We start from the raw sequence: 21,272 nt of genomic DNA on the forward strand, positions 1-21,272 counted from the left end.
ATGTCGGGCCACTCGAAATGGGCAACTACCAAGCACAAAAAGGCCGTAATTGATGCCAAGCGTGCCAAATCCTTTGCCAAGCTGATCAAGAACATTGAAGTTGCAGCGCGTGCCGGCGGTGCGGACATGGCCGGCAACCCCGGCCTTGAACTCGCTGTTCAGAAGGCAAAAAAGACTTCTGTTCCCATCGACAACATCAACCGCGCCGTCAAGCGCGGTGCCGGCCTGCTCGGCGAAGCCGTCGACTACCAGACGATCATGTACGAAGGCTACGGACCCCAGGGCACGGCCCTGCTGATCGAGTGCCTCACGGACAATAAGAACCGTGCCGCCTCAGAGGTCCGTCTGGCCGTCACCCGCAACGGCGGGAACATGGGCGACCCCGGGTCGGTTGCCTACATGTTCACCCGCAAGGGCGTTGTAACGCTTCCGAAGAAGGATCTCACCGAAGACGATCTGCTGATGGCAGTGCTCGACGCCGGCGCCGACGAGGTCAAGGAAGCAGGCGAGAACTTCGAGATCATTTCCGAAGCCGCTGACCTGCGGGCAGTTGTTGCTGCACTTGAGGAAGCCGGAATCGAATACGACACCGACGAAGCAGAGTTCCTGCCCTCCATGCACGTGGAGCTCGACGCCGACAACGCACGGAAATTCATGAAGCTGGTCGACGCGGTGGAAGACCTGGACGACGTCCAGAACGTCTACTCCAACGCTGACATCTCCGCGGACGTCCTCGCGCAGCTCGAAGAAGACTGAGCACCGCGTGCCTCTCCGGGTCCTGGGGGTTGACCCGGGACTGACCCGCTGCGGACTGGGCGTAGTCGACGTCGAAGGCAACCGCCGCGCCACAATGGTGGCCGTGGGGGTTGCCGGAACTGTAGCCGGCACAGCCCTGGACGCGCGGCTTCTGGCTATTTCAGAGGCGATCGAGCTCTGGCTGGATACGCACTCTCCGGACGTCCTTGCCGTGGAGCGCGTATTCAGCCAGCTCAATGTCAGCACCGTCATGGGCACAGCCCAGGCCTCCGGCGTGGTCATCGCCGCTGCGGCGCGCCGGGGGATTCCGGTGGCCCTGCATACGCCCACGGAGGTCAAGGCCGCCGTCACCGGCTCAGGGTCAGCCAACAAGGAAGCGGTGGGCCGGATGGTCACCAAGATCCTGCGGCTGACCGAAATGCCGCGTCCAGCCGACGCCGCCGATGCCCTTGCACTGGCCATCGCCCATGCCTGGCGGCGCGGTGCGGTGGGGCCCGGACAGGCGGCGACCCAGGGGTCGGCGTCCTCCGGCGGCGGACCAGCCGCCTCGGGGCTGACCGCGGCGCAGCGCCTGTGGGCGGAAGCGGAAGCGAAAGCGAAACGCGCGCGCCGCTAAGTTCCGGCAAACCGGGGCCGGGACAGTAGGCTGTTCGTAGATATGTTCTATTTCGTTCCCGGATCAAAGCACGGAGTTTCCCCATGATCGCCTCCCTACGCGGCGTCGTAACCTACGTCGGCACTGCCTCCGCCGTCATTGACGTCAACGGCATCGGCATGGCCGTGCAGGCAACTCCGCAGACGCTGATGTCCCTGCGGACCGGAGCCGAAGCCCTGCTGCACACGGCACTCATCGTCCGCGAGGATTCAATGACACTCTTCGGGTTCTCCGAGCCGGGGGAGCGAGAAGTGTTTGAGACGCTGCTGGGCGTCAGCGGTGTCGGCCCGCGCATCGCCCTGGCCGTCCTCGCGGTACATACGCCGGAAGCTGTCCGGATCGCAGCGTCCACCGGTGATGACAAGGCGTTCAGCAAGGTTCCCGGAATCGGCCCCAAGGGTGCACGGAGGATCGTGCTGGAGCTGGCGGACAAGCTGGTGCCGCTGGGCACTGAGGAGGCCCCGGCGGCAGCGCCCGCCTGGAACGACCAGGTCCTCTCCGCGATGACCGGGCTCGGCTGGTCGGAGAAGGACGCAGCCGCTGCCATTGAAGCCACGGCCGCTGAGCATCCCGAAGCAGCAGCTGCGGGCAGCGTAGCTGAAATCCTGCGCCTGACCCTCCGCCGCCTGGGCCAGGACGGCGCCCGCGCCCGGTCCCCGCAGCGGGCAGGCTAACGTGTCTTCCCCCGAATCGCTGACAGCGCCTGCACCGGATCCGGACGACAAGGCCATTGAAGCCGCCCTGCGGCCGAAGAACCTCGACGACTTCGTTGGCCAGAAACGGGTCCGCGAACAGCTGTCCCTCGTCCTTGAAGCTTCCCGCCTGCGCGGCCGCAGCGCAGACCACGTGCTGCTCTCCGGCCCTCCCGGCTTGGGCAAGACCACGCTGTCCATGATCATCGCCGCCGAAATGAACGCCCCGCTGCGCATCAGCTCCGGCCCGGCGATCCAGCACGCCGGGGACCTGGCAGCCATCCTCTCCTCCCTCACGGAGGGCGAAGTGCTCTTCCTGGACGAAATCCACCGGATGTCCCGGCCCGCCGAGGAAATGCTCTACATGGCCATGGAGGACTTCCGGGTGGACATTGTGGTGGGCAAGGGCGCCGGCGCCACCGCCATTCCGCTGGACCTTCCGCCCTTCACCCTCGTGGGTGCCACCACCCGCGCCGGGCTGCTCCCGGGACCGCTCCGTGACCGGTTCGGCTTCACCGGGCACCTGGAGTTCTACTCCACCGCCGAACTTGAACTGGTGCTCCGCCGCTCCGCCATGCTCATGGACATGAAGGTCAATTCCGCGGGCTTCGCAGAGGTGGCCGGACGCTCCCGCGGCACTCCCCGTATTGCAAACCGCCTGCTGCGGCGGGTCCGGGACTGGGCGCTGGTCCACGGAATCGACCAGATCGACGCCCGCTCCGCCGGGGCCGCCCTGGATATGTATGAGGTGGACGAGCGGGGACTTGACCGGCTGGACCGCGCCGTCCTGCACGCCCTGGTGACCAAGTTCGGCGGCGGACCGGTTGGGCTTTCCACCCTGGCCATCGCCGTCGGCGAAGAGCCCGAAACCGTGGAAACCGTTGCCGAGCCCTATCTGGTCCGTGAAGGACTGCTCGGCCGTACCCCGCGGGGACGGATCGCCACGCGGGCAGCCTGGGAACATCTGGGCCTGCAGATGCCCGACGCCGCGGCGCAGCTTATCCCGGAGGCACTGTTCACCGGCGAAGCGGCACCCGTGCCGGGGGAGAGCAGCGAATCCTGACCGGTACGGGCCCGGGATGCAATCGCAGGCAGATGACTGCACAATAAACATAGGCGGGAAACTTAAGCGGCCGTCAGACCGTTTTCCCCTTAGACTGTTTTGACGTCCGCTCCGCCGGTGCGCTGAATCCGGCATACCGATACATACCGCAACAGAAACGGGACCCTTCGTGTTCTTGAATGTCTTGGCCCAGACGACCACCGATACGGGAGCTCAGGGCGGTTTTTCGTTCTCCAGCCTCCTGCTGCCGATTCTGCTTGGCCTGTTCATCTTTATGATGTTCCGCAAGCAGAAGAAGACCCAGAAGACCGTCCAGGAGCAGCGCACCCAGATGGTTCCCGGTACCGAGGTCATGACCCAGTTCGGCCTCTTTGGCACCATCGTTTCCGTGGATCAGGAAGAGAACAAGGCTGTTCTGGAGCTTTCTCCCGGTAACACCGCCACTATCCACCTGCAGGCGCTGACCAAGGTTGTTACCACCTCGCCGGAGCCGGCCGAAACCGAGGACGCCGTAGTTCCCGATGACGCTTCCTCCCTCACCGGAGACGTTCCGCGCGACCGTTCGAACGAGTCCGATGAGACTCCGGTCGATGAGACTCCGGACGAAACGCTCAAGCGCCTCGACCGCGAGAACAAGAAAGACAACTAGACTCTCCGAGGACCTGCGGGCCGACTGACTCCGCAGATCTGCCGGACTTCTCCGGCGCTCACGCCCTAAAGGAAAACCCTTATGCCTCGAACCGGCTCCGGCCCGGCAGCAAAAAAGACGCTCATTTGGTTGGGCGTCGTTTTTGCTGCCCTGGCCCTTTTGCTCGGCGGCGGCTCCATGTGGAGCAACGCCAGCTGGACTCCCAAGCTTGCCCTTGACCTTGAGGGCGGCACCCAGATGATCCTTGCCCCGAAGGTGCAGGGCGGTGACTCGCAGATCAGCCAGGAACAGCTGGACCAGGCAGTGGAGATCATCCGCCAGCGCGTTGACGGCAGCGGTGTCTCCGAAGCCGAGATCACCACGCAGTCCGGCCGGAACGTTGTTGTTTCGCTTCCGGGCACGCCGACTGCGGAGACGCGGGCACTGATCCAGGCCTCTGCGGCCATGGAGTTCCGCTCCGTAATTATGGGCGGACCGGGCCAGGCGCCTGCCGTGGAAACCCCGACGCCGGACGAGGCGCTGCCCCAGCCGACGGCGGAACCGCAGAACGGTTCCGACATGAACTGGGTGACCCCGGAGCTGTACAAGGAATTCGAGTCGACCAACTGCATGGACCCGGCAACGCTGGAGGCCTCCATTGAGCCTGCGCCGGCAGACGAGCCTATGGTTGCCTGTGAGCCCGGCACTGCGGGCAAGTACATCCTGGGCCCGGTGGAAGTTCCCGGATCCATGCTCGAAGATGCCAGCTTCGGCATGGCGCAGGGCGGCCAGGGCCAGTCCCTGAACGAGTGGGCCGTGAACCTGGACTTCAACGGTGAAGGCACCCAGAAGTTCCGCGAGGTTTCAGAGCGGCTGCTCGGCTTCGGCGACGGATCACCCCAGAACCAGTTCGCAATCGTCCTGGACGGCCAGGTCATCTCGGCTCCGTCGATGAACGTGCTGATTACCGACGGAAACGCCCAGATCACAGGGCAGTTCACACAGGAATCAGCCAAGGCGCTGTCTGAGCAGCTGAAGTACGGTGCCCTGCCGATCAGCTTCGATATCCAGAGCGAGCAGCAGGTATCCGCCACCCTTGGTGCCGACCAGCTGCGCATGGGCCTGATCGCCGGCGTAATCGGCCTCATCCTCGTGGCTGTCTACTCGCTGTTCCAGTACCGGGCACTCGGCTTTGTGACCATCACGTCACTGCTCGTCGCCGGTGTGCTCACATACCTGGCCATCGCGATCCTGGGCTGGTCACACAACTACCGGCTGTCGCTGGCAGGCGTGGCGGGTTTGATTGTGGCAATTGGCCTCACCGCCGACTCCTTCATTGTGTACTTCGAAAGAATCCGCGATGAACTCCGCGAAGGCAGGGGACTGGTCTCCGCGGTGGACACCGGCTGGAAGCGGGCCAAGCGCACCGTCCTGGCCTCGAAGGCAGTGAACCTGCTCGCCGCCGTCGTGCTCTACTTCGTGGCAGTGGGCAACGTCCGCGGCTTCGCCTTCACCCTGGGCCTCACGGCCATAGCCGACCTCATCGTCGTCTTTATGTTTACCCATCCGGTGATGGTGCTCCTGGCCAAGACCAAGTTCTTCGGCCAGGGCCATAAATGGTCCGGACTCGATGCAACCCGCCTCGGTGCCGTTCCCGTCTACCGCGGAGCAGGACGCCTGCGGGAGCCCGCAGCCGTAACCGGCGACGCAGATGACGCAGATGGTGCCGGAGCAACGGCGCCGGCCACCGCTGCACGGCCGGCCGGGAGTACGAAGACGAAGAACAAGGGTGCTGCCCGCGAAGCTGAGCGGCGCATGACCATTGCCGAACGGCGGGCAGCCGAAGAAGCCGAACGCCGTAAGGCTGGGAGCGGCGGCAAGGACAAGTCCGCTGAACCGGGCACATCCGGGCAGGGCAAAGAGGACTCAATGGCAGGCTCCGGCCGCGACGCGGAGAAGGAGGGCAACTGATGGGTAAGCTTCCCGCGTTCGCCAGGTTTGGCAATGAGCTCTACACCGGAAAGCGGTCCTACAACTTTGTGGGCCGGTACAAGCTGTGGTTCCTGATTGCCGCAGCTGCCATCCTGCTCTCCATCCTGATTCCCGTCGTCAAGGGCGGATTCAACCTGGGCATTGATTTCCGCGGCGGTTCCGAGTTCACCGTTTCCGGTGTCGAGGACACCCAGGTCTCCGTGGGCGAGGAAGCCGTCACTGAAATTGTTTCAGGCTCCGACCCCCGTGTTACCAACATTTCCCCGGGCACTATGCGGATTCAGACCGAGGAACTCAGTGATGACCAGACCCTGGATGTGAAGACTGCCCTGGCGGAAAGCTACGGCGTCAACGAAGACCAGGTGACATCCACGTTTATTGGCCCGACCTGGGGTAACGACGTCAGCCGCCAGGCCCTCATTGGGCTTGTGGTGTTCGTTGCGCTGGCAGCTCTGCTGATGGCCCTGTACTTCCGCACCTGGAAGATGTCCCTGGCAGCGATCACCGGCCTGATGGCCGTGATGATTGTTACCGCCGGCCTGTACTCGCTCAGCGGGTTCGAAGTGACGCCGTCGGCCATCATCGGGTTCCTGACCGTGCTGAGCTACTCGCTCTATGACACGGTGGTGGTCTTTGACAAGATCCGGGAAAACACGGCAAATCTGGCTAAGCAGACCAAACGGACCTTCGCCGAACAGGTGAATCTTGCCGTGAACCAGACCCTGGTCCGATCGATCAACACGTCGGTGGTTGCCGTTCTCCCGGTTGCCTCAGTGCTGTTCATTGGTGCCTACCTGCTGGGCGCCGGAACGCTAAAGGATCTTTCGCTTGCCCTGTTCATCGGCATCATCCTTGGCACCCTGGGCACCATCTTTGTGGCAGCCCCGCTGTACGCCTTGCTGCGCCGGGGGGAACCGGAGATCGTCAAGCACACCAAGCGTGTGATGGAACGCCGCGAGCACGACTCGAAGGGTACTGCCGCTCAGGTGGCCGCGACGTAGGTCCCAAACGGCGTTCATCCACCGGTTCCGTTACTTCCCGCAGGGGAAGAACGGAACCGGTGGTGTAAGACCAGCAGTTGGGGGGCATAGACTGGTCAAATATCTGGAAAGAAAGGGCAGCAGTTGGCCGATAGTGCGACGCCTGCCGAAAACGCAGGAAAAGACCGGAGCAGCAATCCTGCCCCGGGTGCCGTGAACACCCCGGCACAGGGTTCGGAGAAGAGCCAGCCAGCTTCAGTCCAGGTTAAGCCTGGGCCTGAGCAGGCCATCACTCCTGCGCCCAAGCCGGCGCCGAAGCCCGTCCAGAAACCGGTTCCGGTGCGCCGGCACGGTACCCGGGCACGCCTGGCCAGGCTGGCCGGACGCGGCGGGACATCCTACTCGCCCATGCTTGAACCCCTACTGCGCACCGTCCGCGCTAACAACCCGCGCGAAGACCTTGAACTGATCCAGCGCGCCTACGTGGTTGCCGAACGGTGCCACGAAGGGCAGAAGCGCAAGAGCGGCGACCCGTACATCACCCACCCCGTTGCCGTCGCAACAATCCTCGCCGAACTGGGCATGACCGGAACAACCCTCGCTGCAGCGCTGCTGCATGACACGGTTGAGGACACCGCCTACTCCCTTGATGAGCTGCGCAGCGAGTTCGGCCCGGAAGTGGCCATGCTGGTGGATGGTGTCACCAAGCTGGACAAGGTGACTTTCGGTGACGCAGCGCAGTCGGAGACCGTGCGCAAGATGGTCGTGGCCATGGCCAAGGACATCCGTGTGCTGGTCATCAAACTGGCGGACCGGCTTCACAACGCACGAACCTGGCGCTTCGTCTCCCCGGAATCCTCCGCAAGGAAAGCGCGCGAAACCCTGGAGATCTTCGCTCCGCTGGCCCACCGGCTGGGCATGAACACCATCAAGTGGGAGCTTGAAGACCTTTCCTTCGCAGCTCTTCACCCGAAGGTATACGACGAGATCGTCCGGATGGTCGGCGACCGGACACCGGAGCGGGAAAAGTACCTCTCCACGGTCCGCAGCCAGATCGCCGAAGACCTCCACAACGTCAAGATCAAGGCCACTATTACCGGCCGCCCCAAGCACTACTACTCGATCTACCAAAAGATGATCGTGCGGGGCAAAGACTTCGACGACATCCATGACCTGATGGGCGTGCGCGTCCTGGTTGACTCGGTCCGCGACTGCTACGCCACCCTGGGCGCACTGCACGCCCGCTGGAACCCCCTTCCCGGGCGGTTCAAGGACTACATCGCCATGCCGAAGTTCAACATGTACCAGTCGCTGCATACCACTGTGATCGGTCCGGGCGGCAAACCGGTGGAAATCCAGATCCGCACCCACGACATGCACCGCCGTGCCGAATACGGCGTAGCAGCGCACTGGAAGTACAAGGACGGCGCGAAGAACGGTTCGGCGGCCCCGGACAATTCGGACATGGGCTGGCTGCGTTCACTGGTCGACTGGCAGCAGGAAACGTCGGACCCGGACGAGTTCCTGGATTCCCTGCGCTTCGAAATCAATGCCCGCGAGGTCTTCGTCTTCACACCCAAGGGCGAGGTGATGGCGCTGCCGGCAGGATCCACCCCGGTCGACTTCGCCTACGCCGTCCACACCGAGGTGGGGCACCGCACCATCGGTGCCCGGGTCAACGGCAAACTGGTTCCGCTGAACAGCGAACTTCAGCATGGTGACTGGGTGGAGATCTTCACGTCCAAGGCCGAGGGCGCAGGCCCCAGCCAGGACTGGCAGGGTTTCGTCAAGAGCCCCCGGGCCCGGAACAAGATCCGCCAGTGGTTCACCAAGGAACGCCGCGAGGAAGCGATTGAAAAGGGCAAGGACCTGCTCACCCGCGGTATGCGGAAGCAGAACCTGCCGCTGCAGCGTCTGATGACCCATGACGCGCTGATCGCGGTGGCGCAGGACCTGCACCACCAGGACATCTCCGCGCTCTACGCGGCCGTTGGTGACGGCCACACTTCGGCCCAGAACGTCATTGAGCACCTGGTGGCCCTGATGGGCGGACACCAGGGCGCGGAAGAGGATCTCGCGGAAACTCCGGTTTCCTCTGCGAACGCCAAACGGCCCAAGTTCTCTGATTCCGGCGTCACGGTCCGCGGCGTCGGCGACGTCTGGGTGAAGCTCGCCCGCTGCTGCACCCCGGTGCCGCCGGATCCGATCGTGGGCTTTGTGACCCGTGGATCCGGTGTATCCGTGCACCGGACCGACTGCCGCAACGTGCAGGAGCTTCGGGACCAGCCGGACCGGATCGTCCCGGTGGACTGGGCCCCGACCCAGTCCTCCGTGTTCCTGGTGGAAATCCAGGTTGAGGCGCTTGACCGGAAATCGCTGCTCTCCGATGTCACCCGTGTGCTTTCGGAGAACCACGTGAACATCCTCTCCGCCAGCGTCAACACCTCCAGCGACCGGGTGGCGATGTCCAAGTTCGTCTTCGAGATGGGCGATCCGAAGTACCTCAGCCACATACTCAGCGCAGTGCGCCGGATCGACGGCGTCTACGACGTTTACCGGACCACCGGAGACCAGCGCCGCGTCTAGCCGGCAAGGGCTGCCTAGCCGGCAGCGGCGGGTTCTGCCTGACCGGCAGCGGTCTCGGCCGAAGCCACGGCCTGCAGGGCGCGCCGGGTCCCCGGGACCCGGTGGCCGCTTTGCAGCAGGGTCCGGACGTACGTAGTGGGGCAGTTCAGCGACTTGTCCCGCGACATCGCCAGCAGCACCGGTGCCGCCACCTCAACAGGGGTATGGAGTGCGACGTCGAGCGCTGTCCGCAGCGGCCGTGTCACCCATGCCGGACCCAGTGCCAGCCGGTCCGAGGGGCCCAGCGCGACTTCATGCAGTCCAGCTCCGCTGAAGGCTGGCAGGGCAGTGCTGCGGCGCCGGTGGTCGGCGAGCAGCGCCAGACGCTGCGGCGCCGGTGCACAGCCGTAGATCCAGGCCGCCGTCAGCCGCCCGAAGACATACCGTCCGCGCACCTGCTCCGGGAGGCTGTGGTGAGCCGCGAGGCCGCGGGCCAGCGGGCCCGGCGTTACGTCCCAGCGGACATAGGTCTGCCCAAAAACCCAACTCACCAGTCCGTCCCGGCACATTCCCTGCAGCTCCGGTAGCGAGAACACCTCCCCGGCATGAAAAATGGCGCCGCCCGTGGAAGTGATTTGGGGAAGGCTGCCGGGGCTTGGGAAGGGGTGGGACATGGCCCAAGACTCCCTGTCGAGCGGGCAAAGCAAAAGGCCCGGACCCCGCCTGTGGAAAAGCGGAATCCGGGCCCAGGCCCGACGGGCCTTCTGCTAGGAGAAGTCCTGTGCCGACCGGCGCAGGGTTTCCAGCCACTGCTCGCGTGCCTCAAGGGCTTCCCTGGCGTTGGCAATCTTTTTGGCGTCGCCGTCCTTCTCAGCTGCCGCGAGTTCCTCGCGCAGGGTGGCAATGGCAGCTTCAAGCTGGGCCAGGGCGCTGTTGGTGCGTGCCTTGGTTTCCGGATTGCTCCGCTGCCAGTGCTCGTCTTCAGCGGCCTTGACGGCCTCTTCCACCTTGCGGATCCCGGCTTCCATCCGGCCCATGTCTGCCCGGGGGACCTTGCCGGCCTCTTCCCAGCGGTCGCGGATCGACTGGAGCGCCTTGCGGGCAGCATTCAGGTCGGTGACGGGCAGGATTTCCTGCGCTTCCTTCAGCAGGGCTTCCTTCACAACGAGGTTGGCCGCGAACTCTTCGTCAATGACCTCGTTCGCTGCCTGCCTGGCGGCGAAGAATTTGTCCTGTGCTGCGCGGAAGCGTGCCCAGAGTGCGTCGTCGTCCTTGCGGCTGGCCCGCTTGGAGGCCTTCCACTCGTCCATGAGCTGACGGTAGTCAGCGGCAGTGTTGCCCCAGTCTGTGGAGGTTGAAAGCGCCTCGGCCCGGGCGATCAGCGCTTCCTTGGCCCGCTTGGCTTCAGCGTTCTCATTGTCCAGCTGTGAGAAGTAGGCGCGGCGGTGACGGTCGAAGACCGTGCGGGCGGAACGGAAGCGCTTCCAGAGCGCGTCTTCGTTGCTGCGGCCCAGGCGCGGACCGTTCTTCTGCGCTGCTTTCCACGCTTCGAACAGTTCGTTCATCCGGTTGCTGCTGGTCTTCCACTGAACCGTGGCGGGGTCCTTTGCCGCGATCTCTTCGGCTTCAGCCACGATCGCTTCCCGGGCAGCCAGTTCACGGGCGCGCACAGCTTCAGCTTCGGCACGCTCAGCGGCCTCGGCCTCCTTGATGCCGGCTTCGAGGGCAGCGATGCGGGCATCCAGTGCCAGGACGTCTCCGACCATCTTGCGTTCCGCTACCTGGGCAGCGAGGTGCTTGAGCGTCTTGTACATGTCCGAGGCGGGTGCCTTGGCTGCGAGGCGCTGCTCCAGCAGGATGACCTGGCTGACGGCGTCGTCGTACTTTCGCACAAAGTAGCCAAGCGCTTCTTCACGGGTGGCATCCGGGTACTGCCCAACGGCGAACTCCTCGCCCTCAACAATCAGGAAGACATGTCCGTCTTCCTCGACCCGGGCGAATTTGGCGGCCTCTTCCAGCGGAGTGGTGTGGGCAGCCGGTGCGGCTACGGCAGGAGCCGGGGCATTGGAGCCGGCCCGGGGTGCCGCAGGAGCGGGAGCCGGGCGCCGGGCTGCAAATGCTGCCGGGCTCGGCGCTGTGGGCCGCTGGTTTTCCGGAGCAGTCCCGGTGGTTTCGTCGGATTTCTGACTGTCTGTCACCGCTAAAAGTCTTTCACTCGATGGATGGCCGCTGAGCGAATCCCGCAGAGCCATTACTTCAGGGTAAACGAATCTCTCGTTCCCGGCGTTGCAGGCGTGCCGTCCCGGGTGCGTCCGCCGCCCCGCGGGCGGCATCGCCTCCAAAAACCCCAAGCCCTGACGTTAGCTTACCCATTATCGGGTACCGCCGGATTCCCGTGTTGTTACGGAGTGCCGGAAGGTAGGGGAGAAGCAGACGGTACGGGGGCAGGTGTCTCCGTCACCGCCGGCACGCGGCTCTGTTCGCGGAGGAGTTCAAGGTCATCGGCGGTGGGGTTGGAGGAGAACCAAAAGACCTGCAGCGCCGTCGCCAGCGCGAGGACCAGTGCTCCGGCCGCTCCGGCGTAGACATTGTCACGGAGCGTGCGCCTTTTCTGCTCGGCGGCAAGTTCCTGCCGGGCGGCCATCCGGGCCTGGCGCTGCCGCGCCGCGCGGCTGGCACGGTTGGAGGGTTTCACGGGCTTCCTCCTTAACGGACGCTTCTCTGAATTCCTGGGGACAGGCACCTGCGGCACCGGACTGCGGGCGGCACGGCCGGAAGCCGGATGCGGCTAAAATGGGTGCCGCACACAGTTTAGGCACTTATCCTGTGTGTTTTCCCCGTATTCGGCCCGCCGCGCGCTGCCCAGCGCCGTGCTCCGGCCGCTTGATCCTGAAGGAGTCTGCCCGCATGGCACGCAAGGCCTCACTGTCCGGTTTCCCCGAATGGCTGCCGCAGGAACGCCTCGTGGAACTCCATGTGCTGGACGTGCTGCGCCGCACCTTTGAACTGCACGGTTTCGCGAACATTGAGACCCGCGCCGTGGAGACTGTGGGCCAGCTGCTGCGCAAGGGGGAAATCGACAAGGAAGTCTATGCCCTGAGCCGCCTCCAGGCCGAAGAAGGCGAGGCCTCCGGCAAACAGGATCCGAATCAGCTGGCCCTCCACTTTGACCTCACCGTTCCGTTTGCCCGGTACGTCGTGGAGAACGCCGGACACCTTGCCTTCCCGTTCCGGCGTTACCAGATCCAGAAAGTATGGCGCGGGGAACGGCCGCAGGAGGGCCGCGCCCGCGAATTCACCCAAGCGGATATTGACGTGGTGGGCGACGGCGACCTGCCGTTCCGGTACGACGTCGAGCTGGCACTGGTGATCGCCGAGGCTCTTGGTGCTCTGCCCATCCCTGACTTCCGGATCCGGGTGAACAACCGCAAACTCGCTGAAGGTTTTTACCGCGGTATTGGGCTTGAAGACACGGCCGGAGTGCTGCGCAGCATCGACAAGCTGGAGAAAATCGGTGCGGACCGGGTCGCTGAGCTTCTGCAGGAAGAACTTGGCGCTACACCGGAACAGGCATCCCTTGCATTGAAGCTTGCTTCCATCCGGACCGATGATGTGTCCTTCGTGGAGCAGGTCCGCAGCCTGGGTGTTTCAAACGAACTGCTGGACACCGGGCTTGATGAGCTGGAACAGGTGATCGCCGAGGCAGCCCGCCGTGCACCGGGCAAGGTCATTGCAGACCTCTCCATTGCCCGCGGGCTGGACTACTACACCGGCACTGTCTACGAAACGGTCCTGGTGGGCCACGAACAGCTTGGTTCAATCTGCTCCGGCGGCCGCTATGATTCCCTGGCGTCCAAGGGCAGCCGCACTTTCCCCGGCGTCGGGCTCTCCATTGGCGTAACCCGTCTGGTTATGCGGATCCTCAGCCAGGAATTCGCCGAAGCCAGCCGCTCCGTTCCCACCGCCGTCCTGGTGACCCTGGCTGATGACGACTCGTGGTCCGCCGCGCAGGACGTAGCCGCGGCGCTGCGCGGGCGCGGCATCGCCGTCGAGGTTGCAGCCAAGGCGGAGAAGTTCGGCAAGCAGATCAAGTATGCGGACCGGCGCGGCATTCCGTTCGTCTGGTTCACCTCCGAAGACGGCATGCACGAGGTGAAGGACATCCGTTCCGGAGACCAGGTCCAGGCTGATCCGGCTGTGTGGACCCCGCCGGCTGAGGACCTTCTTCCGCAGGTCAGCGCACGCGGCTGAATGTTGCACGGCTGAAACACGCCGTTCTCGGTTTGGGGCATACTGCTGGCCTATAGTGGCTGCATGAAAACCCCGTTGCGGATTGGCTATGCGGCCATGCTCGAGCAGTTCCACCCCACAGAAGCCGTAGCGCTGTCCGCTTACGCGGAGGAACGCGGGTTCTCAGGCGTGATGGCCGCGGACCATTTCCAGCCCTGGGTTCCGGCCCAGGGCCAGTCCGCGTTTGTGTGGAACGTTCTTTCGGCGCTGGGGGAGCGGACTAAGGGTGACCTTGGCCCGGGTGTCACCGCACCTACCTTCCGCTGGCACCCGGCAATGGTGGCCCAGGCTTCCGCGACGCTGGCTGCCATGTACCCGGGACGGCACTGGCTCGGGCTGGGATCCGGCGAGGCCTTGAACGAGCACATCACTGGCCAGTACTGGCCGGAGGCACCCGAGCGCATCAACCGGATGTTTGAGGCCATAGAGATCATCTCCAAGCTCTTCGCAGCGTCCCTGGCAGGGAAGGATGTGCGGCACAGCGGCACCTTCTACAAGATGGAGTCCACCCGGCTCTGGACCATGCCGGAGGTCGCGCCGGAGATCCTGGTGGCAACGGCCGGACCGGTAACTGCCAAGCGGGCAGGCAGGCACGCGGACGGACTGATCACTGTCGGCGCGCCGCTGGAAAAGATCGAAGGGCTCTTCGCACGGTTCGACGCCGGTGCCCGCGAGGCAGGGAAAGACCCGGAGAACATGCCGAAAGTCCTGCAGCTGCATATGAGCTGGGCACCCACTTATGAAGAGGCACTGGCCAACGCCATGACGGAATGGCCAAACGGCGGAATGAAATTCCCCAAGGCTGACATCCGGTCGCCCTTCGAGCTGGAACAAATGGCACGGCTGGTGCGTCCGGAGGACTTCGAAGGCAGGCTGCTGATCTCCGAGGATCCCGACGTGCACCGTGCCTACATCCAGAAGTTCCTCGATCTCGGCTTCGACCGCGTCTACCTCCACAACGTGGGGCGGAACCAGCGGGAATGGATCGATGTTTTTGGCGCCTCCGTTCTGCCGGAGCTGCACCGATGACACTGGATAACCTCACGACCGAACCCTCCGCCGGGACGTCCGCGCCAACCAGCCGGCTGGTCATCACCCCCATTCAGGGAATCGGTGAAGTCCGTTCCGGAGACGACCTGGCTGACCTCATTGGACGGGCCTGCGGAAAGCACCTGCGCAGCGGAGACATCCTGGCAGTGACCTCCAAAGTGGTCTCCAAGGCGGAGGGCCGGACCATGCCTTCCTCTGCCCGTGATGAGGCGGTAGAGCAGGAGACGGTGCGCGTGGTTGCCAGCCGCGAACACGCCGGCGGAACCACCCGGATTGTTGAAAACCGGCTCGGCATCGTCGCGGCTGCAGCCGGCGTTGATTCCTCCAACACCGAGGACGGGACGGTGCTTCTGCTCCCTGAGGACCCGGATGCCTCGGCCCGGGCGATTTGCCGCAGGCTCAAGCAGGACTTTGGCGTGGACATTGGCGTCGTCATCACCGACACGCTGGGACGCCCCTGGCGGCAGGGGCAGACCGACGCCGCGATCGGCACGGCAGGGCTGACCGTCCTGCTGGACCTGCGCGGCACACCGGATGCCTCCGGCCGGCCCATGTCCGCCACCGTCGCCGCGGTGGCCGACGAGATCGCTGCGGCGGCCGACCTGGTCAAGGGCAAGACGGCCGGACTCCCGGTGGCGCTGGTCCGCGGCCTGGACACACTGATCACCGTGGGCGGCATGGACAAGGACCCGGGGGCGAAGGCACTGCTTCGTCCAGCCGAGGAGGACATGTTCCGCCTGGGTACTGCTGAGGCGTATGAAGAAGGCCGAAGGTCAGGCACAAGGAACGGTTACAACGCCGGGTACGACGACGGTCACGCGGCCGGCTACGAGGACGGCTACGCTGCCGGCTATGCGGCTGCGGCGGCCGAAGCGCGCCGTCGAGCACGCAGCGCCGGAACCCAGGGCTGAGTCCGCGCCGACGGAAAGCGCAGCCAACCGGCGGGACCGGCGGCTGGGCAAACCACCCGGCGGATCCGGCGGCCCCGCTTGTTCGGGTGGCTGGTGGGGCGCCTTCTGCTCGATTTCGCTCCGGTGCAGGGAAACCAGCGGACCGCAGACTGAAACGGACCTACCGCCCCAGGGCGACCAGCGGCCGTCCCGTCAGAGGGTGCTCGAGCATTACAGCCTGCACACCGTAGACGTGGCGGATCAGCTCAGGTGTCAGCACAGACCGGACCGGCCCGGACGCCACGACCTTCCCGCTTAGAAGCACGATCAGGTGCGAACAGGAGGCAGCCGCATGGTTGATGTCGTGCAGCGCTGCCCCCACGGCCGTCCCGCGGGCAGCCAGACCCTCCAGCAGCTCCAGCGTTTCCAGCTGGGCGGACGCATCGAGATGATTAGTGGGTTCATCCAGCAGCAGCACTGAGGGTTCCTGGGCCAGGGCACGCGCCACCTGCGCGCGCTGCTGTTCGCCGCCGGAAAGCGTGGAATAGGCGCGGTCTGCAAGATGGACGACGCCGGCCGCCACCAGGGCGCGCTCCACCACGTTCAGATCCCGCGGGCTGTCACCGGCGAGCAGGCCGCGGTGCGGGGTTCGGCCAAGCGCCACGACTTCACGGACGGACTGACCGGTCTCGGCAGGCAGGGACTGCTCCACGAGTGCGATGCTGCGTGCCCGCTCCCGCGACCGCGTTGCCGAAAGCGCCCGGTCCCCGAACCGTACCGTTCCGCCATCGGGCCCAAGCACGCCGGCCAGCAGATGAAGCAGGGTGGATTTTCCTGCACCGTTTGGGCCCAGCAGTCCCGTGAATGTGCCGGGCTCAAGGGTGCAGTCCACACCATCCACCAGCACCCTGCCGCCCCGGACCACCCGCACCCGCTCAGCTGACAGGTCCCGGCGGGCTGTGACGACGGTTCCCGGCGTCCGGGCGCTCATGCCCCGCTCCGCCGTCGTAGCAGCAGCAGGATAAAGAAGGGGGCTCCGATCAGGGCCGTCACGATCCCCACCGGTATCTCCCGGGGATCGAATACCGTCCTGGCCGCGGTGTCTGCCAGCACGAGGAACAGGGCACCGGCAAGGGCGGAAAGCGGGAGCAGGGATCGGTGGGACGCTCCGGCCAGCATCCGCACGGCGTGCGGCAGGACCAGGCCCACAAACCCAATGGACCCGCTCACGGACACCATCGCCCCGGTCAGCAGGGCAGTGGCCCCCAGCAGGGTCCACCGCACGGCCGGCACCGGCACGCCAAGCGCCGAGGCAGCGGTGTCACCGAAGGAGAAAGCGTCCAGGAGCCGGCCGCAGAACATCAGCGGAATCCCGACGACGGCGAGTGCCGGAAGGGCGATCGCCGTACTGGACCAGGTGGCTCCGGCAAGGGATCCCATCAGCCAGCCGAGCACTTCGCGGTAGGAGTCGCCCTGTGCTGTCCAGAACACTACAAACGACGCCGCGGCTGCAGCCAGCGAAGAGACCGCCAGTCCGGCTAGGACGGTGCGGGTTGGAGTGATGGAGCCCAACGCGCCGGCAAGGGTCAGCGTGGCGGCCATCGCCAGCATGGCTCCGGCGAACGCCGCAACGGGAAGGACGACGGCGGCGCCCAGCAGCAGCACCGAAACAGCTCCCAGGCTGGCCCCGGAACTTAGCCCCAGCAGGTACGGGTCTGCCAGCGGATTGCGGGTCAGTGCCTGGATCACGGCCCCGCTCAGGGCAAGTCCCGCGCCAACGGCCGCGGCGGTCAGGACCCGGGGCAGCCTCAGGTCCCGGACGATAGCTTCCTGCAGCGGCGTCAGCGATCCGCTGCCCGGAGCCGTCAGCGCCAGCCACGCATCCCGCACCCCGAGCCCGGCAGGTCCGACGGTCAGTGCCCAGAGCCCGGCACCGGCAAGCCCCAGGCAGAGGGCCGCGCCGACCAGCCAGGGACGGCGGGAGCGTGGTCTCCGGGCGGGCTGTTCGACGGCGGGTGCGCCGGGGCGGGCGATGGTCTCAGTCAAGGGCAGCCAGCTGCTCGGCCAGGGAACGTACGGTCTCAACGTTGCGGACTCCCGCTTCCGATGCGGCGAAGGGCACAACCAGGTAGCGCCCTTCCTGAACGGCAGAGAGCCGGGAAATGACGGGATGGGATTCGAGCACGGACTTCTTCTTCTCTACGCTGCCCCAGGCAGAATCAACGAGCACAATGACGTCCGGGTCCGCCTCGGCAACGGCCTCCCAGGAGTAGGGGCTCCAGCCCGCATCGATTCCGGCAGCAATGTTTTCCAGGCCGGCGGATTCCATCAGCAGCTGCGGTGCGCCGCTTCCCGCACCTACGTAGGGGGTGTCGGACCCGGAACTGTACCAGAGGGCGCTTAGTCCCTTGTCAGAGGGCGTGAGCCCCGCGAGTTCCACACGCTGTGCCTCAACCAGGTCAGCGGCTGCTTCCTGAGCTCCGAACAGGTCTCCGGCCTCCTCGATGGAAGCGAAGACGTCGTCGAAAGTCAGCGGGCTGGGCCGGTATCCGTCTCCCTGGCAGGCGGCGGGGGAGACGTAGCTGGCTACGCCCAGTTCATCGAGCTGGGCGCGTTCCCCTGCGCCGTCGGCTGAGAAGTTAGATTCCCAGCCGGCAAAAACCAGGTCCGGGGCGAGGCCCAGGACAGCTTCACGGGAAGGCACCTTCTCTGCAAGGACCGGGGGAACGTGGGCGTCTGCCCACGCTTCGGGCACCGGACCGTCAGCGAAGGCAGTGCCTACGATCTTCTCGCCCAGGCCCAGGGCCAGGAGCAGCTCGGTGGAGGTGGACTTTATGGCGACCACCCGTTCCGGCGGGGCATCCAGGGAGACGGCGGTTCCACAGTTATCCAGTTCCAGCGGGAACCCGGCATTGAGGGAGGAACCCGGAGTTTCCGGGCGCTGAGCCTGCGCCGGATCTCCAGGTGTGCCGGCGCATCCGGTGAGCGCCAGCACGGCAAGTGCGGCCAACGCGGCAGGCCGCAGGAACCGGCTTGGAACGGGAAAAGGGGGAGTCATGAAACCTCGCAGGCGGAAGTGATTTGGGCGGCGGTTCCGCAGGGCTGGTACGCCGGCGGAAATGGTGCGGCTGGGCCCAAATCAAGGCCTGCTGAGCCCCGGCCAATCCGGCCGGAAATCGGTTGCCCGCCTGCCGGGATGAAAGCGCACCGGCGGCGATTTCTACACTCTTGCAGAACTCGTCCGCGTAGCCAAGGATGGCGGGCACGGAGAACCGGGCTGCACCGCAGCTTTAATGCCTCCGAAACGCAGGAGAAATGTTTAGCCCAAAAGATGGTGAAAAGCCCTCGCGGCCTTTTGCGAAACGGGCGGCTGAGCCGCCGGAATGTGGAGGATGTTTTGACGATCGTTCGAACCGCACTGACCCAAACCACCTGGACCGGGGATGAAGAGTCCATGGTTGCCAAGCATGAGGACTTCGTCCGCCGGGCGGCAGCGGAAGGTGCGCAGGTCATCTGCTTCCAGGAACTCTTCCACGGCCCGTACTTCGGAATTGTCCAGGACAGCAAGTATTACGAATACGCGCAGGCAGTCCCGGGGCCGCTGACGGAACGGTTTTCCAAACTGGCAGCCGAGCACAACATGGTGATTATCCTTCCCGTCTACGAGGAGGAGCAGCCCGGTGTCTACTACAACACCGCAGCCGTGATCGACGCGGACGGAACGTATCTGGGCAAATACCGGAAGAACCACCTACCCCACGTGGAGAAGTTCTGGGAAAAGTTCTATTTCCGTCCCGGCAACCTCGGCTGGCCGGTTTTCGACACCGCCGTCGGAAAAGTCGGGGTCACTATCTGCTACGACCGGCATTTCCCCGAAGGCTGGCGGGTGCTGGGACTGAACGGCGCCCAGCTGGTCTTCAACCCGAATGCTTCCAAGCCAGGACTCTCCAACCGTCTCTGGGAACTTGAACAGCCGACTGCCGCGGCGGCCAACGGCTACTTTGTGGTGGTCCCGAACCGGGTAGGGGAGGAAACCAACGAATTCGGCGAGGAGGCAGTGGACTTCTACGGCACCTCCTACATCGCCGACCCGCAGGGCAACTACGTCGGTGAGGTGGGCGCTCGGGACGGGGAAGAACTGATGATCCGCGACCTCGATATGGAACTGGTCCGCACCGCAAGGAACAACTGGCAGTTCTACCGGGACCGCCGTCCGGAGGCCTACGACCCCATCACCGCACCGTAAGCCCGGACAGCACAGAGGAAGGCAAGGAAACGCTTTATGGCAACAACTCTGATCTCCGGTGGCACCGTCGTCACCGCCACCGGCCGCAGCGCTGCGGATGTCCTGGTGGACGGAGAGAAAATCGCCGCGGTCCTGGCACCCGGATCCACCCTGCTGGGACACGACCTGGCAGGTTCCGTGGACACTGTCCTGGACGCCACCGGCAAGTACGTGATTCCCGGCGGAATCGACGCGCACACCCATATGCAGATGCCCTTCGGCGGCACCGAAGCCTCCGACACCTTCGAGACCGGAACCCGTGCAGCAGCCTGGGGCGGAACCACCACCATTGTTGACTTCGCCATCCAGCGCTACGGCGAACGGGTCATGGATGGCCTGGCAGCCTGGCATGAAAAAGCCGCAGGACAATGCGCCGTCGACTACGGCTTCCATCAGATCATCGGCGACGTCAACGACGACTCGCTCAAGGCGATGGAAACCCTCCCGGACGAAGGAGTCTCCAGCTACAAGCTCTTTATGGCCTACCCGGGCGTCTTTTACAGCGACGACGCGCAGATCTACAAAGCCATGCGGGTCGGCGCCGAGACCGGACTGATGACCATGATGCACGCCGAAAACGGTCCTGCGATTGACGCGATGGTCACCGAACTTCTGGCCCAGGGCAAAACCGACCCCTACTACCACGGCGTTGCACGCGCCTGGCAGATGGAGGAGGAAGCCACCCACCGGGCCATCATGCTGGCCAACCTGACCGGAGCACCGCTCTACGTCGTCCACGTTTCCGCAAAACAGGCAGTTGAGCAGCTCGCGGCAGCCCGGGACAACGGGCAGAACGTCTTCGGTGAAACCTGCCCGCAGTACCTCTACCTCTCGCTCGAGGACCAGCTTGGTGCGGAAGGGTTCGAGGGCGCCAAATGGGTCTGCTCCACGCCGCTGCGGTCCAAGCACGAGCACCACCAGGACCACATGTGGCAGTCGCTGCGCACCAACGATATCCAGATGGTCGCCACTGACCACTGCCCGTTCTGCATGAAGGGACAGAAGGACATGGGGGTGGGGGACTTCTCGAAGATTCCCAACGGCATCGGCTCGGTGGAACACCGCATGGACCTGATGTACCAGGGCGTCGTGGACGGAAAAATCAGCCTGGAGCGCTGGGTGGAGATCACCAGCACGACGCCGGCGCGCATGTTTGGCATGTATGGCACCAAGGGCGTGATTGCCCCGGGAGCAGACGCCGACGTCGTTATTTACGACCCGAACGGGCACACCTCGATCGGGCTGGAGAAGACCCACCACATGAACATGGACTACTCGGCGTGGGAGGGCTACGAGATCGAAGGGCACGTGGACACGGTGATGTCCCGCGGCCGGGTGGTCATCAACAACAACGAGTACCTGGGCAGCAAGGGCCACGGGCAGTATGTCCGCCGCGCAACCAGCCAGTACCTGGTCTAGGGGGAAA

At 64.9% G+C, this 21,272-nt stretch carries 19 protein-coding genes; 13 read left to right on the top strand and 6 right to left on the bottom strand.

Annotated elements, in window-relative coordinates; all coding sequences use genetic code 11:
- The 8 genes from AO716_RS11370 to AO716_RS11405 all read left to right on the top strand — a co-directional run bounded on the left by AO716_RS11370 (position 1) and on the right by AO716_RS11405 (position 9,352).
- Complete coding sequence (locus AO716_RS11370; RefSeq protein WP_055240948.1) at positions 1–756, top strand: YebC/PmpR family DNA-binding transcriptional regulator; 756 nt, start codon at positions 1–3, stop codon at positions 754–756.
- Positions 757–763: 7 nt separating this feature from the next.
- Complete coding sequence (gene ruvC / locus AO716_RS11375; RefSeq protein ID WP_055240949.1) at positions 764–1,372, top strand: crossover junction endodeoxyribonuclease RuvC; 609 nt, start codon at positions 764–766, stop codon at positions 1,370–1,372.
- A gap of 83 nt (positions 1,373–1,455) precedes the next feature.
- Positions 1,456–2,085: a Holliday junction branch migration protein RuvA gene (ruvA, locus tag AO716_RS11380; protein WP_055240950.1), complete on the top strand. Its 630-nt coding sequence runs from the start codon at positions 1,456–1,458 to the stop codon at positions 2,083–2,085.
- A gap of 19 nt (positions 2,086–2,104) precedes the next feature.
- Positions 2,105–3,166, top strand: a complete 1,062-nt coding sequence (ruvB, locus tag AO716_RS11385; protein WP_235472109.1) for a Holliday junction branch migration DNA helicase RuvB — start codon at positions 2,105–2,107, stop codon at positions 3,164–3,166.
- A 184-nt stretch (positions 3,167–3,350) separates the two neighbouring features.
- On the top strand, positions 3,351–3,815 hold the full coding sequence (yajC, locus tag AO716_RS11390; RefSeq protein WP_055240952.1) for a preprotein translocase subunit YajC: 465 nt from the start codon (positions 3,351–3,353) through the stop codon (positions 3,813–3,815).
- 81 nt (positions 3,816–3,896) lie between these two features.
- Positions 3,897–5,765: a protein translocase subunit SecD gene (secD, locus tag AO716_RS11395; RefSeq protein ID WP_082413510.1), complete on the top strand. Its 1,869-nt coding sequence runs from the start codon at positions 3,897–3,899 to the stop codon at positions 5,763–5,765.
- Positions 5,765–6,787: a protein translocase subunit SecF gene (gene secF / locus AO716_RS11400; RefSeq protein WP_055240953.1), complete on the top strand. Its 1,023-nt coding sequence runs from the start codon at positions 5,765–5,767 to the stop codon at positions 6,785–6,787. Before secD ends, secF begins: the two co-directional genes overlap by 1 nt.
- Before the next feature lie 387 nt (positions 6,788–7,174).
- Positions 7,175–9,352, top strand: a complete 2,178-nt coding sequence (locus tag AO716_RS11405; protein WP_229780446.1) for a RelA/SpoT family protein — start codon at positions 7,175–7,177, stop codon at positions 9,350–9,352.
- A 14-nt stretch (positions 9,353–9,366) separates the two neighbouring features.
- On the opposite strand, the gene AO716_RS11410 is transcribed toward AO716_RS11405, so the two are convergent.
- The 3 genes from AO716_RS11410 to AO716_RS11420 form a co-directional block, all read right to left on the bottom strand.
- The gene (locus tag AO716_RS11410) at positions 9,367–9,882 is read right to left on the bottom strand and encodes a hypothetical protein (RefSeq protein WP_152969950.1); all 516 of its coding nucleotides are present in this window, start codon (positions 9,880–9,882) and stop codon (positions 9,367–9,369) included.
- A 216-nt stretch (positions 9,883–10,098) separates the two neighbouring features.
- Positions 10,099–11,583, bottom strand: a complete 1,485-nt coding sequence (locus tag AO716_RS11415) for a DUF349 domain-containing protein (RefSeq protein WP_082413512.1) — start codon at positions 11,581–11,583, stop codon at positions 10,099–10,101.
- A gap of 149 nt (positions 11,584–11,732) precedes the next feature.
- Positions 11,733–12,026: a hypothetical protein gene (locus tag AO716_RS11420; RefSeq protein ID WP_055240956.1), complete on the bottom strand. Its 294-nt coding sequence runs from the start codon at positions 12,024–12,026 to the stop codon at positions 11,733–11,735.
- Positions 12,027–12,238: 212 nt separating this feature from the next.
- Between AO716_RS11420 and hisS the strand changes: the two genes are divergently transcribed.
- The 3 genes from hisS (at position 12,239) to AO716_RS11435 (ending at position 15,582) form a co-directional block, all read left to right on the top strand.
- Positions 12,239–13,582 (top strand): histidine--tRNA ligase, encoded by a 1,344-nt coding sequence (gene hisS / locus AO716_RS11425; protein WP_055240957.1) that lies wholly within the window; start codon positions 12,239–12,241, stop codon positions 13,580–13,582.
- 63 nt (positions 13,583–13,645) lie between these two features.
- Positions 13,646–14,650, top strand: coding sequence for a TIGR03557 family F420-dependent LLM class oxidoreductase (locus tag AO716_RS11430; RefSeq protein ID WP_055240958.1), 1,005 nt, complete (start codon positions 13,646–13,648; stop codon positions 14,648–14,650).
- Positions 14,647–15,582, top strand: coding sequence for a coenzyme F420-0:L-glutamate ligase (locus AO716_RS11435; protein ID WP_055240959.1), 936 nt, complete (start codon positions 14,647–14,649; stop codon positions 15,580–15,582). Before AO716_RS11430 ends, AO716_RS11435 begins: the two co-directional genes overlap by 4 nt.
- A gap of 160 nt (positions 15,583–15,742) precedes the next feature.
- Here AO716_RS11435 and AO716_RS11440 read toward each other — a convergent pair whose 3' ends face one another.
- Genes AO716_RS11440 through AO716_RS11450 form a run of 3 tightly spaced genes read right to left on the bottom strand, consistent with a single transcriptional unit; the run spans position 15,743 to position 18,619 of the window.
- A complete protein-coding gene (locus AO716_RS11440; RefSeq protein ID WP_055240960.1) occupies positions 15,743–16,552 on the bottom strand; it encodes an ABC transporter ATP-binding protein in 810 nt (269 codons plus the stop codon).
- The gene (locus tag AO716_RS11445) at positions 16,549–17,607 is read right to left on the bottom strand and encodes a putative F420-0 ABC transporter permease subunit (protein ID WP_154579506.1); all 1,059 of its coding nucleotides are present in this window, start codon (positions 17,605–17,607) and stop codon (positions 16,549–16,551) included. The genes AO716_RS11440 and AO716_RS11445 overlap by 4 nt, the downstream gene beginning before the upstream one ends.
- The gene (locus tag AO716_RS11450) at positions 17,600–18,619 is read right to left on the bottom strand and encodes a putative F420-0 ABC transporter substrate-binding protein (RefSeq protein ID WP_055240961.1); all 1,020 of its coding nucleotides are present in this window, start codon (positions 18,617–18,619) and stop codon (positions 17,600–17,602) included. The genes AO716_RS11445 and AO716_RS11450 overlap by 8 nt, the downstream gene beginning before the upstream one ends.
- 339 nt (positions 18,620–18,958) lie before the next feature.
- Between AO716_RS11450 and AO716_RS11455 the strand changes: the two genes are divergently transcribed.
- Together AO716_RS11455 and hydA are read left to right on the top strand one after the other, a co-directional pair.
- Positions 18,959–19,807, top strand: a complete 849-nt coding sequence (locus AO716_RS11455; RefSeq protein WP_055240962.1) for a nitrilase-related carbon-nitrogen hydrolase — start codon at positions 18,959–18,961, stop codon at positions 19,805–19,807.
- A 36-nt stretch (positions 19,808–19,843) separates the two neighbouring features.
- Positions 19,844–21,265 carry a dihydropyrimidinase gene (hydA, locus tag AO716_RS11460; protein ID WP_055240963.1) on the top strand — a complete coding sequence of 474 codons (1,422 nt, stop codon included), beginning with the start codon at positions 19,844–19,846 and terminating at the stop codon, positions 21,263–21,265.
- Positions 21,266–21,272: the final 7 nt, after the last annotated feature.

Source organism: Arthrobacter sp. Edens01 (assembly GCF_001307035.1).
Lineage (GTDB): Bacteria > Actinomycetota > Actinomycetes > Actinomycetales > Micrococcaceae > Arthrobacter_B.